Source organism: Brevibacterium sp. VCM10 (assembly GCF_000583215.1).
GTDB lineage: Bacteria > Actinomycetota > Actinomycetes > Actinomycetales > Brevibacteriaceae > Brevibacterium > Brevibacterium linens.
Genome location: NZ_JAJB01000018.1, coordinates 1 through 14,705, shown reverse-complemented (window position 1 = coordinate 14,705; position 14,705 = coordinate 1). Strand labels below are relative to the sequence as shown.

Here is a 14,705-nt window from a genome sequence, read left to right as displayed (position 1 = left end):
CATCACCTCCATTTGATATCCAATGATATCATCCGAACCGCGAAGTGGGAACGGATCACCCACGGCCGCATCGATGAGAACGTCTGCGGCCTGCGCTGTTCGACCCCGAACGGTCCCGTCGAGCTGCCCACCACCCCGGCCACGGCGGCCGGCCCGAACCCGCGGCAGCTCTTCGTCGGCTCCGAAGGGACGCTGGGCATCATCACCGAGGCGACCCTGCGGATCCATCGCGTGCCGAAGGCAGTGCAGGGCGACTCCTGGTTCTTCCCGGACTTCACCTCGGGCAGCGCAGCACTGCGAGAGATGGAGCAGTCGGGACTGCACCTCGACATCGCCCGTCTCTCGGATGCCAACGAGACCGCGTTCGGTCTCGCGCAGCTCGGCAGCGAGCTGCAGCGCAAGGGCGTTCTCGCTTACCTGCGCGCCCGCGGCCTCACGACTCCCTGCCTCCTTATCGTCCGCTACGACGGCACCCCCTCCGATGTGCGTGCGCGTCGGTCCCAGGGCCGTTCGATCGTGCGTCGGCACAAGGGCGTCAACCTCGGCGCGGTTCCGGAGACCTCGTGGGAGAAGCACCGCTTCTCGACTCCGTACCTGCGGGATCAGCTGCTGCGTGAGGGCATGATCGTCGAAACGATGGAGACCTCGACCCCGTGGTCGAAGGTGAATGACCTCCACGGCACGATCACCGCCGGAATCGAGACAGCGATGGTCGAGCGCGGCACTCCTGCATTCGTGCTCTGCCACGTCTCGCATCTCTACGCCACCGGCTGTTCGCTGTATTACACGGTCTTCGCCAAGCAGGAGGTCGGGGCGGAGATCGCCCAATGGAAGGCGCTGAAGTCCGCGGCCAGCGACGCCATCATGGCAGGCGGCGGAACGATCACCCATCACCATGCCGTCGGCACCGATCACGCTCCGTGGCTGCCGGCAGAGGCCGGTCAGATGTGGCTGCGGATGCTGCGTGCGGCCAAGGCCGAGGTCGACCCGACCGGCATCATGAATCCCGGCAAGCTGATGAACGGACCGGAACGACTGTGAGCGGCATCGACGACAAGGGCGACTTCGGCACGGATTCCACAGACCGGGGCTCTGCACGGCCGGTCGCCGACCCGGCGGTCGTGCCCGTGATCCTCAATCCCACGGCACGGCGCGGAGCGGTGCTCAGACGCATCGATCCGCTCGTCCACGCCTTCGCAGCACACGGCCTCGAGGCGCGGCTTGTCAGAAGCACGAGCGCCGACCACGCGAAGAAGCTCACCGCAGAGTGCGCCGCCGAGGGCGCCACGGTCGTCGGCGCACTCGGCGGGGACGGGATGGCACGCACAGTGGCCGCGGGGCTCGTCGACACCGCAACATCACTGGGCGTCATCGCCGGTGGGCGCGGCAATGACCTCAGCGGCAAACTCGGCATCCCGAAAGGCGTCGAAGAGGCCGTGGCCACCATCGCGAACGGAACCGATCGTGCCATCGACGTGCTCGATCTCGACGGCACGATCAGCCTCGGCAACGTCTGCCTCGGCCTCGATTCGACCGTCCAGCGGCATGCGAACTCGACCAGGGTCGTCCGGGGCCATTGGGTGTACCTGTACGGGATCCTGCGTGCGATCCTGCCGCCGAGGAGCATCGACCTCGAGCTGACCGTCGACGGACAGCGCCTCGACTTCCGGGGCCTGACCGCGGGGTTCGCGAATTCCGGCCGCTACGGGGGCGGACTCACACTCTCCCCCGAGGCGGCGATCGACGACGGACTCATCGACGTCGTCCTCCTCAAGGAGGCGTGGCTGCCGAGGCTCGCCATCGAGCTCGTCGCGTTCATGTCCGGCAAGCACGACCGGCATCCGCATATCCACTTCGCCCACGCGCGGGAGGTGAAGATCGACACCCCCGCCGGGGCCGCGCCGGTCGAGATCGTCGCCGACGGCGACGCGGTCGCGCAGACCCCGGCAACAGTGACGATCCGCCCGTCATCCCTCAAGGTCCGCGTTCCCCACGACCGGTGATTCGGGTCGCCCAAGGTTCCGGCGGCAGTCATCCGCCGCGGGAACACTCAGCACAGCGAGAAGGCCCAGTCCCGGACGTTCCGTGCGGTCGAACTGCTCGAAATCCCGCACAGGACGTCCGGAACTCGACAACCTTTTGCGCCCTCAGTACTCTTTGGCCACCAGGGTGAGCACGTCGTAGTTCGCGACGGGCTCCTCGTTCTGGTTGACGACCTGCGCGTCCCAGCGGACCTCGCCGTATTCGTCGGTCTCACGCGGAGTGATGCGCTTAGCGGTGAGCGTCACCTTGAGCTTGTCACCTGGGGAGACGGGCGTGATGAAGTTGAGCCCCTCGAGTCCGTAGTTCGCGAGCACCGGACCCGGGTCCGGCTGGACGAAGAGTCCGGCGGCGAAGGACACGATGAGGTAGCCGTGCGCCACGCGTCCCGGGAAGAACGGGTTCGCGGCGGCCGCCTCCTCGTTCATGTGGGCGTAGAAGGTGTCCCCGGTGAAGTTCGCGAAGTGCTCGATATCGTCGAGCGTGACCTCGCGCCATTCCGAATCCAGGGTGTCGCCGATGCGCAGATCCGCAAGCGACTTCGTGAACGGATGCTCGCCGAGGCGGCGCTCCGATCCGTTGACCCATTCCCCACCGATCGCGGTGAGCATATCCGGGGAGGCCTGGATCGCGGTGCGCTGCATGAAGTGTGTGATACCGCGCAGTCCACCCATCTCCTCACCGCCGCCGGCCCGACCGGGGCCGCCGTGGATGAGGTTCGGCAGCGGCGAACCGTGACCGGTCGACTCGTCGGCATCGTCACGGTCGAGGACGAGCACGCGGCCGTGCCACGGGGCGATCTTCCGGACGAATTCGGTGGCGAACTCACGGTCGTGGGTGACGACGGAGCCGACCAGGGAGCCGCGGCCGCGGGCGGCCAGACGGACGGCATCCTCGGTGTCGGAATAGGTGATGATCGAGGTCACGGGCCCGAAAGCCTCGATGTCGTGGACGGCATCGGACCAGGCGTCATCGGCCTGGAGGACGGTGGCCGCGACATAGGCTCCGCCGTGTTCGGCAGCCAGGCGATCGGATTCCTCACGTCCGCCGGTCAGCAGGTGGGCTCCCCCGGCGATGATCCGGTCGACCGCGTCGAGGACGTCGGTGCGCTGTTTGTCGGAGACGACGGGGCCCAGGCGGGTCGACTTCTCGCGCGGATCGCCGACGCCCTGGGTGGCGAGCTTCGCGATGATCGCTTCGCCGACCGCCTCGGCGTGGGCCTTAGGCACGAACGTGCGGCGGATCGCGGTGCACTTCTGTCCGGCCTTGACGGTCATCTCGGCGACGACGCCGGAGACGAAGAGGTCGAACTCTTGAGTGCCGGGTACGGCGTCGGGACCGAGCAGGGAGAAGTTGAGCGAGTCCGCCTCGGCGAAGAAGCGGGTCCCGCGCTGGGTCACACAGTCGAGCGCGGACAGCGTGCGGGCGGTGTTCGCGGAGCCGGTGAAGGCGATCGCGTCCTGCTCTGCGAGGTGGTCGAAGAGCGGGGTGACGTCACCGCTGACCAGCTGGATCGCGCCGTCGGGGAGCAGACCGGACTCGATCATGTCGGCAACGACGGCGCGGGTCAGGTGGGCCGTATCGGTGGCGGGCTTGACGACGACGGGGACGCCGGCGACGAACATCGGGCCGAACTTCTCGAGCATGCCCCAGACGGGGAAGTTGAAGGCGTTGATCTGCAGGGCCAGGCCCTGTCGGGAGGTGAGGATGTGGCGGCCGACGAAGGTGCCGTTCTTCGACAGGCGCTCGACTCCGCCGTCGAGGTGGACGGTCGAGTTCGGCATCTGGCGGCGAGCGACGCCGGAGTAGGTGAAGAGGGTGCCGATTCCGCCTTCGATGTCGACGAAGGCGTCGCGCTTCGTGGTGCCGGTGGAAAACGAGATCTCATGGTAGTTCTTCGTGCGCTCCATGAGGTAGGTCGCGAGCTTCTTCAGGATCACACCGCGCTGGTGGAAAGTGAGTGCCTGCAGCGCCTCGATGCCGGTGGTCCGGGCATGATCGGCGACAGCGGCGAAGTCGATTCCGGCCGAACTCACCGAGTGCAGGAGCTCTCCGGTGCCGGCGTCGCGGACGGGTCGGGCGGACTCCGTCGCTCCGGGTGTGTGCCAGCCTCCGGCCACATAGGAACTGAGGATTTCGGTCATGCTTTGCTCTCCCTCGCGGAACGACGTCTCCCGGTTCACGGTGGCCGATGTCGGCACCGCTGCCGATTCATAGAAATATACTAACCAATTGGTCGGTAATTGTCATCGCAAGGAGTGGCGTACGCCACTGCGCTGGTCTATGATCGAGAGCGATTACTGACCGAACGGTCACCATCGGCCGGCCCGAAGACGGACTCGCCGGTGCGCCGCGGTCCTCGGCAATGTCGCCCAGCAACGGAAAGTCCAGGCATGTCCACAACCGCTCAGCACACGATCACCCGCGAGGAGCGCAAGGTCCTCGCCGGCACCCTCGTCGGCACCACCATCGAGTGGTACGACTTCTTCATCTACGCTCAGGCCGCCGGTCTTGTCCTCTCGGCTCAGTACTTCGGCCCGCTGGCCTCGGACAATCCGGCGCTCGGCCAGATCATGGCCTGGGCGTCTCTGGGTATTTCGTTCCTCTTCCGACCGTTGGGCGCAGTCCTCGCCGGCCACCTCGGTGATCGGATCGGGCGCAAGAAGATGCTCGTGCTCACGCTCATCCTCATGGGGGCCGCGACCTCGCTCATCGGCCTGCTGCCGAACTACGCGATGATCGGCATCGGCGCACCGATCCTGCTCACCCTGCTGCGGATCCTCCAGGGCTTCTCCGCCGGCGGCGAATGGGGCGGTGCCGCACTGCTGTCGGTCGAGCATGCCCCGGTCTCCAAGCGCGGGATCTTCGGCGCCTACCCGCAGATCGGCGTGCCCGTGGGCATGATTCTCGCCACCGGCGTCATCTGGATCCTGACCACCGTGCTCACCCCCGAACAGTTCGCGAGCTTCGGCTGGAGGATTCCGTTCCTCTTCTCCGTCGTCCTCGTGCTCGTCGGCTATTACATCCGCCGCCAGGTCGAGGAGTCACCGGTCTTCGCCGAACTCGCCGAACGCAAGGCCGAGTCCTCGGCCCCGCTGGGCACGCTGTTCAAGAAGAACACGAAGGAAGTCGTCCTCTCTGCGCTCATCTTCATCGGCAACAACGCCGTGGGCTACATGATCATCGCGTTCTTCGCCGCCTACGCCTCTCGTCCTCTCGCCGAGGGCGGATCCGTCGGCCTCGACCGGGCGCCCGTGCTGCTGGCGACGACCCTGGCGAGCTTCGGTTGGCTGGTGTTCACGATGTGGGGCGGTGCGCTGTCGGACAAGCTCGGTCGCGTGCGCACCTTCCAGATCGGCTACGTCCTGCTCATCGTGTGGCTCATCCCGACATTCCTCATGATCGACATGGCCAATATCTGGATGTACGGCATCGGCATCTTCGTCCTCACCGTCGGCATGGGCCTGTCCTACGGCCCGATGTCGGCGATGTATGCGGAGATGTTCCCCGTCGAGGTCCGCTATTCAGGTGTGTCGATCGGCTATGCGCTCGGCGCGATCCTCGGCGGCGCCTTCGCCCCGACCATCGCCGAGACCCTGCTGGCCGAGACGGGTTCGTCGATCTCGATCGCGATCTACATGATCATCGTGTGCGTCATCTCGCTCATCGGCGTCAGCCTCGTCAAGGAGACGAAGGGCAACGACCTCGGTTTGGCCAAGCTCCACTGAGACTGCAGCGAACCCCCGGTTCGTCACCTGCACCTCGATTTCCTGGTCGATCCACGGTGATTCCTCGGCCTGAAATGCCGTGGATCGACCCAACAATCCACCGAGGCGGCGCACCCGCTCAGCAGCTCTCGCATAGGCTGATGAGATGACTGCACCGACCCCTTCTGAGCTGACGTATCCCGACATCGAAGCCGCGGCCGCCCGGATCGCCGGACGGGTGCGGCCGGTCACCGTAGCCTCGGCACAGCCGGGCACCCTCGCCCAGGCGGCCTCCCCCACCGCGGCCACGTGGAGCTCCGGTCCCGCCGAGGACCCGAACGCATCCGGCCTGCTCTTCGCCCTCGAGTTCATGCAGTACACGGGCACGTTCAAGGCCCGCGGTGCGCAGAACTTCATCCAGGCGCATCTCGCCGAGGGCACCTTCCCCGAGGCGGGAGTGACGATCGCCTCGGGCGGCAATGCAGGCCTTGCCTGCGCCTGGGCCGCCCGTGCCGCCGGTGTGACGGCGACTGTCTTCCTGCCGACCACGGCACCGAGCGTCAAGGTCGAACGGCTGCGCTCCTATGGGGCGCGTGTGGAGTTGGTCGGTTCCGAATACGCCGAGGCGGCCGCGGCCTGCCAGGAATTCGTCGACTCATCGGGTGCGTTGGCCTCGCACGCCTACGACCATCCGCTCATCGCGGCCGGTGCCGGCACCCTGATGACCGAGATCCTCACGCAGGTGCCCGACCTCGACACCGTCGTCGTCTCCGTCGGAGGCGGCGGACTGTTCGCCGGTGTCGCGACGGCCGCGACCCATCACGGAGTGCGCACGGTGGCGGTCGAACCGGAGAACTGCCGGGCGCTGAACGCCGCAGTGGAAGCGGGTGAGCCGGTCGACGTCACGGTCGATTCGCTGGCAGCGGACTCGCTCGGCGCACGCCGGGTCACGCCGCTGGCACTGGAGGCGGCACGGTCGGATCTGGTCACCTCGGTGCTGGTCAGCGATGAGGCGATCATCGGAGCGCGGCAGCACCTGTGGGATGACCACCGGCTGGCGGTCGAGCATGCGGCGGCGACGGCATTGGCGGGAGTCCGCGGTCAATACGGCGAGTCGGCGAGCGACGGGAAAACTGTGAGCGGCTATGTGCCGGTCGAAGGAGAGAAGGTCTGCGTCGTACTCTGCGGGGCGAACACGAGCCTCGGCGATCTCTGATCTGGGGACGGCCGCCTCGGCGACGTCAGCGCGTTCGGTCGCGGTCCTTGGACTTCAGTGAGGCCTTGATGAGGCCGAAGATCGCGAGCGCCACGACAACGGTGATGATGGCCTTGACGAGGAACCACGCGACGGAGAACGCGACGTTGACCACCCACCACGCGATGATGATGGCGATGATCGCGCCGATGACGCTCCACACGGTACTCATCTTCATGCCTCCAGCCTAGGCCCGAGTGCACGGCGGTGCAATGCGCGCGGTGATCGTCCCAGCCGATACCCAGCAGTCGTGCAGTTCGTCAGCCGAGCACCGCACCGGACCGGACCGCGCGGGCCGACCACCGGCGGTCGGCGAAGCCCACCTCGATCGGGTGGTCGAAGGCGGCAGAGACCTGCTCGGAGGTGAGCACCTCGGCGATGGGACCGGCAGCGGTCAGCCGACCGTCGGAGATGAGCGCCGCGTGCGTGGTGGTCTCCGGAATCTCCTCGAGATGGTGGGTGACCAGCAGTGTTGCCAGCTCCGGCGAGCGCAGCGACAGGGCATCGATGGTTTCGAGCAGCTGTTCGCGGGCGGCGACGTCGAGACCTGTGGTCGGTTCGTCGAAGAGCAGCAGCTGCGGGTCAGCGATGAGCGCACGTGCCACGAGCGCACGGCCCCGCTCCCCCTGCGACAGCACCTTCCACCCGGCATCGGCACGAGAGCCCAGCCCCACCTCGGCGATCTGGGCATCGGCCTTCGCAATATTCGCATTTGCGGGTTCCCACCGCATGGGGCGCTCGACGGTGCCGGTCAGCCCGGTGAGGACGACCTCGCGGACGGTGAGGTTCGAGCGCAACGGGTGGCGCGGGTTGACGTGTCCGATGAGGCGGCGCAGGGCTGCGAGATCGACCCGACCCATGCGTGATCCGAGGATGTCGACGGTGCCCGAGCTCGGGAACACCTGCGCCGAGGCGAAGCTCAGCAGGGTCGACTTCCCCGCCCCGTTCGGCCCGATGAGCACCCAGTGTTCGCCGGCACCGATACGCAGATCGATGCCGTGGAGAATGTGCGTCTGCCCTCGGCGGAACGTCACATCGGCGATATCGAGCACAGTCTCCGCCACGTCTCACTCACCCCTCAAGATCGACGGCCCCACCGGCCGGTTGGACCCATTCGATTCTAGGACCCACCTCGCCGAGGCGGCTCCCACCCTGAGATTCCGACGTTTCGCATGGTGGATCAGGAGCTCGCCCCACTGCCGCGGTCTCATCAGTGCGGTCTCGTCAGTGCAGCGTCGGGCCATAATGGAGACATGCACAACGGCGCCGATTCGAATGAGGACCTCCGCGAGGAATATCGCATCAAGATGCGCGGTCGGCTGCTGCGCCGGTCGGCGTCGTTCAACGTCGCCCACGCCGTCGACAGCCTCGAACCCGGCACCGGCGCGCAGAGCATCCAACGCGCGCTCACGCTGCTCAACCTCGTCGGGCTCATCGCCGGGGAGCGCCGTGAAGGCGCGAGCCTGTCCGAGCTCGCCTCGATCAGCGGTCGACCGAAGGCCAGCGTCCACCGCATGCTCCAGGCGCTCATCGCCATGGGCTACGTCGAACGCCTCGAAGAGGGCGGGTATCGCCTCGGCGTGCAGTCGCAGATCCTCGGTCAGCTGGCCCAGAAGTCGGTCGATCCCCTGGTCACGGAGTCAGAGTCGAGTCTGCTGCGCCTGGCCGAACTCAGCCAGGACACCGTGTTCCTCACTCTGCGCACGGGCAGCTATTCGATCTGCGCCCGCCGCGAGGAGGGCTTCGGTGAGATCTTCAACAACGCCCTGTCCGTAGGCGACCGACATCCCCTGGGCATCGGCGCCGGATCGCTGGCGATCCTCTCCGAGCTCTCCCCCGCCGAGGTGGACGCCCAGTTCGAGGCCAACGCCGAGATCCTCGCCGAGAGGTATCCGAAGGTCTCCGTCCCGCACCTGCGCGACATCATCGATCAGGCCCGCATCGACGGCTTCGTCCACAATCCGGGGCTCTTCGCCAAGGGGTCGTGGGCGGTGGCAGTGCCGCTGCGCATCCGCGGTTCCCGCCCACGTGCGGCCCTGTCGATCGCCTCGATCGCCGACCGCGTCACCGGCTCCCGAGTCGAACGCCTCGTCGCTCTGCTGCGCCGGGAGTCGAAGGCCATCGCCGAGGCGCTGAGCTCCCAATCCGATCCTGCGCCGGAATCGGGAGACCTCTGAGGCGAGCGCCGACGCAATCAGCTGAGGCCTCCTTCACCCCGCCGAGGCGGCCCCGCGTTCGGCCGCCACCGAGCTGAGTACCTCGCCCATCCACCCCACGGCCGCCGGGTTCGGCCCCGAGCGGGTGACGAACGAGACCCGACGCTGCCCGAGGTCCTGCTTCGCAGGCCGGACGACGACGTCGAAGTCTGTGTCGACGGCGGCTTCGGTGGTCAGCGCACAGCCGAGTCCCTCGGCGACAAGACCGTGGATCATGTAGAGGTCATCGCTGCGCATGACCTCGCGCACCTCTCGGCCGAGGGAGCGGTACACCCGCCTGAGGACACGCACGGAGGCCTCGGATTCGCTGTGGCTGCACACCCAGTCGACGTCGCCCATCTGCTCGAAGTCGAGGACCTCGTGGGCGGCGAGTTCGCCGTCGCGGGCGACCATGACCCGGTAGGGCTCGTCGAGGAGAGTGCGCAGGCGCAGTTCGGGCCCGGCGAATTCGGGCAGTTCGGGAATGTCATAGATGAGTCCGGCATGGACCTCGCCGCCGTGAAGCAATCGGATCACTTCGCTGGGTTCGGCCTCGACGACTTCGACCCGGACGTCTCTGCTGTGTCTCAGTTCGGCGATCGCGGCCGGCAGCAGTCGTGAGCCGATCGAGGAGAACGACCCGATCCGCAACGTCACCACACCCGCGTCCCGCTGAGCAGTCACGAGCTGTTCGGCGCGATCGATGCGCGCGAGCACGGGAGCGATCTCCTCGGCAAAGGATTCACCCAAGGGCGTCAGACGCGTTCCGCTGCGGGACCGGTCGACGAGCCTGATCCGGAGGTGGGATTCGAGGGTACAAAGATGATGGGTCACGGTCGGGACTCCGTGGTCGAGCACCTCGGCGGCCCTGTTGAGACTCCCCTCGTCACGGATCGCCAGGAGGACCCGGAACTGCTGCAGATTCATCATGTCATAGAGACTATGTCACTAAAGTCGAAATCTTGCTATATCGTAGGCCGACCGGAGTGCCTAGTGTGGGCCGTATGCTCCCCGATTCCACGCTTCACCCGACCATGCCGACCGCCTCTCCTGACACCCCCGCGGAGGCGTCCGTCGGCACACGCATCGACCCTCGTCACCACACCGCGCCCTATGCCGAGGCCCTGCGGTCCCTGGCCTCCGAGGACTGGTTGCGTCTGCATGTTCCCGCCCACCAGGGCAGTGCCGACCACGCCCCGGGACTGGCCGAGATCGTCGGCGAGGCCGGCATGGGCATCGACTTCCCCATGCTCTTCAGCGGCATCGACCAGGAGAACTGGCGGATGATCAACCACGATCGCATCACCCCGATCGTGGCCGCCCAGCAGCTCGCCGCCGAGGCCTGGGGCGCGTCGCGGACCTGGTTCATCACCAACGGCGCATCCGGCGGCAACCACATCGCCACGACCGTCGTGCGCGGACTCGGCCGCGAGTTCGTCCTCCAGCGCAGCGTCCACTCCTCCGTCATCGACGGCGTCATCCACGCTGATCTGCGTCCGCACTTCGTCCACGGCCGGGTCGACCCGGGACTCGGCTCCTCCCACGGAGTGACCCCCGCCGAAGTCGACTTCGCGCTGACCGAGCATCCGGACTCCGCGGCCGTCTATCTCGTCTCACCCAGCTACTTCGGCGCGGTGGCCGACATCGCCGCGATCGCCAAGGTGGCCCACTCCCACAATGTCCCGCTCATCATCGATGAGGCCTGGGGATCCCACTTCGGGATGCACCCTGACCTGCCGGTCAACGCCGTGCGCCTGGGCGCGGATCTCGTCGTCTCGAGCACCCACAAGGGTGCTGGGTCCCTCGCGCAGTCCGCGATGGTCCATCTCGGTCACGGCCCCCAGGCGAAGCGCATCGAGATGCTCGTCGACCGGGTGGTGAAGTCCTACCAGTCGACCTCGAGCAGCGCGATCCTTCTGTCCTCGATCGACGAGGCCCGCCGTCATCTCGTCACCCACCCCGAGGCGATCGGAGCGGCCCTGGACACTGCGGAGGAGATCCGTGATCGGGTGCGAAGCGACTCGCGGTTCCGCGATGGCACTCCCGACATCCTCGGCGGTCATGATGCGATCGCGGTCGATCCGTTCAAGGTCGTCATCGACACCCGCGGGGCCGGGATCACGGGATCACAGGCGCAGTATCTGCTCATCCGGGATCACCGGATCTACTGCGAGCTCGCGACGCCCTCGGCCCTCGTCCTGCTTGTCGGCGCCACCTCGCCGGTCGACGTCGAGCGCTTCTGGACCGCCCTGCAGGCCCTGCCCCGTTCGGAGTCGGAACCCGAGCGGCCCATCGTTCTTCCCGGCACCTGCGTGAAGCGCCTCGAGATCAGTGATGCCCACTTCGCCGAGGCTGCCACGGTTCCCTTCGCCGAGGCGGTCGGTCGGATCTCCGCGGATTCCCTGGCCGCGTATCCGCCCGGTGTGCCCAATCTCCTGCCCGGCGAGGTGCTCAGTGCTGAGGTCATCGACTTCCTCCGGACGACCGCCGCGGCACCGTCGGGGTATGTGCGTGGGGCCCAGGATTCGCGGATGGACACCTTTCGCGTCGTGGCCGAAGACTCACCGCCGGTGACTCGCGCATCGAACACTGTGGCTCCCGCATAGCGCGCTGCGACTCCCACATAGAGCGGAGCGTTCCGCCTCCGGTAGCGTGATGAGCATGCCTGAGACTTGCGACTCGACGACCGTGTCCCTGCCGATCACCGAACTGCGGGACCTCTACGTCTCAGCGATCACCGCGTCCGGCGGGTCACCCGCGCTGGCGCAGTCCTTGGCGGAGGCGACCGTTGCCGCCGAGCGACGGGGCAAGACCCAGGTCGGCACGGCGCACCTCTTCGACTACCTCGACGGCCTCGAGGCCGGCCGCATCAACGGGCAGGCGCGGCCGAAAGTGACGAAGCAATTGCCGGCAGCACACCACGTCGATGCCGACCGCGGCGCTGCGCAGCTCGCCTTCGACGCCGCTTTCGACGACTTCGCCTCGTCTGCCGCAGACCTCGGCATCTCCGTGCTCAACATCGCCAACGCCTTCACCGCCGGCGAACTCGGCTATTACACGACCCGACTAGCGGAGCGGGGTCTTTTGGCGTTTGCAGGCGCCAACTCGCCGGCGCTCATGTCGCTGTTCGGCTCACCGGGTTCGGCGACCGGAACGAACCCCTTCTCATTCGCCGTCCCGCACCCCGATGGCCCGCGCATGTTCGACCAGGCGACCAGTGCCACAGCCTGGGTCAACGTCCGGGACGCTGCCGAACGAGGAGAGGCGATCCCCGAGGGGTGGGCACTGGACCCGAGCGGGGCGGCCACGGTCGATGCCGAGGCCGCCCTCGCCGGTTCCCTGCTGCCGTTCGGCGGGGTCAAGGGCAGCAATGTGGCTCTCATGATCGAACTCCTCGCCATCCACGGCGGGGGCCGCTTCTCAGTCGACGCGCCCGCCTTCGACTCGGGGCAGGAGAACCCGGGCACGGGACTGTTCGTCATCGCGATCGCGCCAGACGCGTTCGATCCCGACTATTCGCAGCGGGTCACCGACCACCTCGACCGCCTGCACGCCAGCTTCGGCGTCGACTTCGGTCGCAAACGCAGCCTCGAAGCCGTCGAGCTGCCGGAGGAACTCCACTCAGCGCTGCTCACCCGCAGCCGCAGCTGAGCTTCGCCGACCGCTCGAGTTACCGTCGAGCGCACACCACATAACTCGCTACAGCGACGGCAACGTGAGCGGTCGGCGTGTGTGCTCAGTCGCCGAGGGTGGCAAGTGCCGCCTTGATCCGCTCCCTGGCGTCGGGATCGGTTTCAGCCAGCGGGCGCCTCGGCAAACCGACGGGGACGCCGCGCAGCTCGAGTCCCGTCTTCACGGCCTGGATGAACGGTTCGGACATCATTGCGTCCTTCAGCGACATCGGGATCCGGAACGGATACGACTGGACGGGTCCGTCGATGAGCAGCTTGCCGTTCAACGACACCGCAGACAGCGATCCGGGGATCTCCGAAGAACGGGCCTGGTCTCGGTGATGAGTGAATTCGTCGCTGTCTTGCCTCCGGCGAACATGTCTCTGCCCCAGTTGAGGAAATAGCGTCCGCGGTTCTCCGAACGGATCCGACCGCCGACTCGGCAACCCGATTCCAGCAGCGTCATATCCCAATCGCGCAGTCGCCATGCTGCAGACAGTCCGGCGAGTCCGCCGCCGACGATGACGGCATCTTTCATGGGGAGCACCCCCTCTCTTCTCTGAGCGTCCCCGCACCTTCACGCGGATCATCGGCACACCGAATAAAATGTGATCACATTTTTTCGCAAGTGTTTTGATCGCATCCGATTCTGAGGGATCTGCCGTGGGTGAAGACCTAGGTTGCCGACCTCCGAAATCAGCCGTGCCGATCAGTCATGCACGCATGGCTGACCCTGCGCGGAAACATGGGTCGCTATCGGATAGCTGCGCCGAAATATAGGTCACGATCGGACACTTCTCAGCGGGAAAAGTATCCGATCGTGACCTATATTTGCTGGAACGTCTCCGAAAGTGACCCCTAGCCGCCTGTCTGACCCCGCCCTGAGTGTATCGCCCCCTGAGTCTGGGCCGATCCGCCCCCAGCGTTCGACCTTCAGGCGCCCAACCCGGCGCGGATGCGGCGGACGGCGTCGTCGAAGGACTCCTCGGTCACCTCGGCGGCTGCCCCCGGGACCACCGGCGTCGACGGCATCCATGAGTCGGCGCTGGTGCTCGTCACGAGCACGGGCACCGGGGAATGCTGGATGATCCGGGCCGCATTCGTACCCAGGAAGACCCGGGAGCGGCGCCCCTCCGACGAGGACCCGATGACGAGCAGTTCGCCGGGCTCCCATTCGATCGCCGCCAGAGCCGCCTTCCAGTCCTTGCCGATTCCGACCGCCTCGGCGATGGGCTCTCCTGCCGCAGCCTCCCCGTGGTCGGCCCCGTCGAGGCTGTCGATCGCTTCGGCCTGCGCGGCCTTCAGCTCGGCGTCCAGCGCCCGGCGTGCGGATTCCTCGTCGAGGGACTCCGGCGGAACGGTACGGCCGCTGACGCCGAAGGCCGCGATGCGCAGACGCGCGCAGGTGGCGTGAGCGAACCCGGCGGTCGCCGCGAGCACCGCCGGCACCGGGGAGGAATGCAGCGGCCGGTCGGAGGTTGCGCTCACGCGGATCCGCCCACGGGTTCCCTCGGTGCCGGTTCCGAGAACGATCATCGTGGCCCGGTGGGCGGCCGCCTCGGCGAGGAGGCCCTTCGCCTGGGAACGGTTCTCCACGGCCACCGCCACGGTGGTCAGATCGGGACAGATCTGCGCCGCCGCAGCCTCGGCCTCGCGCACCGCCTGCCGAGAGCGCTTCTTCGCCCACGCAGCGAACTGCAGGTCGCTGCCGATGGTGTCCGGCCCGTCATCGGCGGTGGGCCGATCGAGGGCCCGGGCAACTTCGTCGCCCCGACCGTGTTCGCCGATGTGAAGGTCGGCTCGGAAGCCTCATAGGAGGAGATCTTCGGACCCGTCG

General features: G+C 67.1%; 14 protein-coding genes. 7 read left to right on the top strand and 7 right to left on the bottom strand.

Translation table 11 applies throughout. The features are described 5' to 3' along the window. Positions 1–12 precede the first annotated feature (12 nt). A complete protein-coding gene (locus AD89_RS0104420; protein ID WP_025777402.1) occupies positions 13–1,041 on the top strand; it encodes an FAD-binding oxidoreductase in 1,029 nt (342 codons plus the stop codon). Continuing rightward, a complete protein-coding gene (locus tag AD89_RS19215; RefSeq protein ID WP_025777401.1) occupies positions 1,038–2,003 on the top strand; it encodes a diacylglycerol/lipid kinase family protein in 966 nt (321 codons plus the stop codon). Before AD89_RS0104420 ends, AD89_RS19215 begins: the two co-directional genes overlap by 4 nt. Positions 2,004–2,147: 144 nt before the next feature. On the opposite strand, the gene paaZ is transcribed toward AD89_RS19215, so the two are convergent. Continuing rightward, positions 2,148–4,184: a phenylacetic acid degradation bifunctional protein PaaZ gene (gene paaZ / locus AD89_RS0104410; RefSeq protein WP_025777400.1), complete on the bottom strand. Its 2,037-nt coding sequence runs from the start codon at positions 4,182–4,184 to the stop codon at positions 2,148–2,150. A gap of 249 nt (positions 4,185–4,433) precedes the next feature. Here paaZ and AD89_RS0104405 point away from each other — a divergent pair, with 249 nt between their 5' ends. Then, positions 4,434–5,768, top strand: a complete 1,335-nt coding sequence (locus tag AD89_RS0104405) for an MFS transporter (RefSeq protein WP_025777399.1) — start codon at positions 4,434–4,436, stop codon at positions 5,766–5,768. Between the two features lie 145 nt (positions 5,769–5,913). After that, complete coding sequence (locus AD89_RS0104400) at positions 5,914–6,963, top strand: serine/threonine dehydratase (protein WP_025777398.1); 1,050 nt, start codon at positions 5,914–5,916, stop codon at positions 6,961–6,963. 25 nt (positions 6,964–6,988) lie between these two features. On the opposite strand, the gene AD89_RS0104395 is transcribed toward AD89_RS0104400, so the two are convergent. After that, on the bottom strand, positions 6,989–7,180 hold the full coding sequence (locus tag AD89_RS0104395; RefSeq protein ID WP_025777397.1) for a hypothetical protein: 192 nt from the start codon (positions 7,178–7,180) through the stop codon (positions 6,989–6,991). Positions 7,181–7,262: 82 nt separating this feature from the next. Next, positions 7,263–8,066 carry an ABC transporter ATP-binding protein gene (locus tag AD89_RS0104390; RefSeq protein ID WP_025777396.1) on the bottom strand — a complete coding sequence of 268 codons (804 nt, stop codon included), beginning with the start codon at positions 8,064–8,066 and terminating at the stop codon, positions 7,263–7,265. A 189-nt stretch (positions 8,067–8,255) separates the two neighbouring features. Here AD89_RS0104390 and AD89_RS0104385 point away from each other — a divergent pair, with 189 nt between their 5' ends. After that, positions 8,256–9,179, top strand: a complete 924-nt coding sequence (locus AD89_RS0104385) for an IclR family transcriptional regulator (protein ID WP_025777395.1) — start codon at positions 8,256–8,258, stop codon at positions 9,177–9,179. Positions 9,180–9,212: 33 nt separating this feature from the next. On the opposite strand, the gene AD89_RS0104380 is transcribed toward AD89_RS0104385, so the two are convergent. Further along, entirely contained in the window at positions 9,213–10,127 is a 915-nt protein-coding gene (locus AD89_RS0104380; RefSeq protein ID WP_025777394.1) for a LysR family transcriptional regulator, read from the bottom strand. 74 nt (positions 10,128–10,201) lie between these two features. Between AD89_RS0104380 and AD89_RS0104375 the strand changes: the two genes are divergently transcribed. Further along, positions 10,202–11,803 carry an aminotransferase class I/II-fold pyridoxal phosphate-dependent enzyme gene (locus AD89_RS0104375; protein WP_231488422.1) on the top strand — a complete coding sequence of 534 codons (1,602 nt, stop codon included), beginning with the start codon at positions 10,202–10,204 and terminating at the stop codon, positions 11,801–11,803. 55 nt (positions 11,804–11,858) lie between these two features. Then, the gene (locus tag AD89_RS0104370) at positions 11,859–12,848 is read left to right on the top strand and encodes an Ldh family oxidoreductase (RefSeq protein ID WP_155807367.1); all 990 of its coding nucleotides are present in this window, start codon (positions 11,859–11,861) and stop codon (positions 12,846–12,848) included. Between the two features lie 85 nt (positions 12,849–12,933). On the opposite strand, the gene AD89_RS20320 is transcribed toward AD89_RS0104370, so the two are convergent. From AD89_RS20320 to AD89_RS0104355, 3 genes are all read right to left on the bottom strand, one after another. Further along, positions 12,934–13,161 (bottom strand): dihydrodipicolinate synthase family protein, encoded by a 228-nt coding sequence (locus tag AD89_RS20320; RefSeq protein ID WP_231488420.1) that lies wholly within the window; start codon positions 13,159–13,161, stop codon positions 12,934–12,936. Then, on the bottom strand, positions 13,152–13,406 hold the full coding sequence (locus AD89_RS20315) for an NAD(P)-binding protein (protein WP_025777390.1): 255 nt from the start codon (positions 13,404–13,406) through the stop codon (positions 13,152–13,154). The genes AD89_RS20320 and AD89_RS20315 overlap by 10 nt, the downstream gene beginning before the upstream one ends. Positions 13,407–13,801: 395 nt before the next feature. Then, on the bottom strand, positions 13,802–14,527 hold the full coding sequence (locus tag AD89_RS0104355) for a universal stress protein (RefSeq protein ID WP_155807366.1): 726 nt from the start codon (positions 14,525–14,527) through the stop codon (positions 13,802–13,804). Positions 14,528–14,705 lie beyond the last annotated feature (178 nt).

Coding starts and splice junctions, on each gene's coding strand:
- AD89_RS20315 (WP_025777390.1), bottom strand. CDS start 13,406: ATGAAAGATGCCGTCATCGTCGGCGGCGGACTCGCCGGACTGTCTGCA.
- AD89_RS0104385 (WP_025777395.1), top strand. CDS start 8,256: ATGCACAACGGCGCCGATTCGAATGAGGACCTCCGCGAGGAATATCGC.
- AD89_RS0104380 (WP_025777394.1), bottom strand. CDS start 10,127: ATGATGAATCTGCAGCAGTTCCGGGTCCTCCTGGCGATCCGTGACGAG.
- paaZ (WP_025777400.1), bottom strand. CDS start 4,184: ATGACCGAAATCCTCAGTTCCTATGTGGCCGGAGGCTGGCACACACCC.
- AD89_RS0104395 (WP_025777397.1), bottom strand. CDS start 7,180: ATGAAGATGAGTACCGTGTGGAGCGTCATCGGCGCGATCATCGCCATC.
- AD89_RS0104405 (WP_025777399.1), top strand. CDS start 4,434: ATGTCCACAACCGCTCAGCACACGATCACCCGCGAGGAGCGCAAGGTC.
- AD89_RS0104375 (WP_231488422.1), top strand. CDS start 10,202: ATGCTCCCCGATTCCACGCTTCACCCGACCATGCCGACCGCCTCTCCT.
- AD89_RS0104370 (WP_155807367.1), top strand. CDS start 11,859: ATGCCTGAGACTTGCGACTCGACGACCGTGTCCCTGCCGATCACCGAA.
- AD89_RS0104400 (WP_025777398.1), top strand. CDS start 5,914: ATGACTGCACCGACCCCTTCTGAGCTGACGTATCCCGACATCGAAGCC.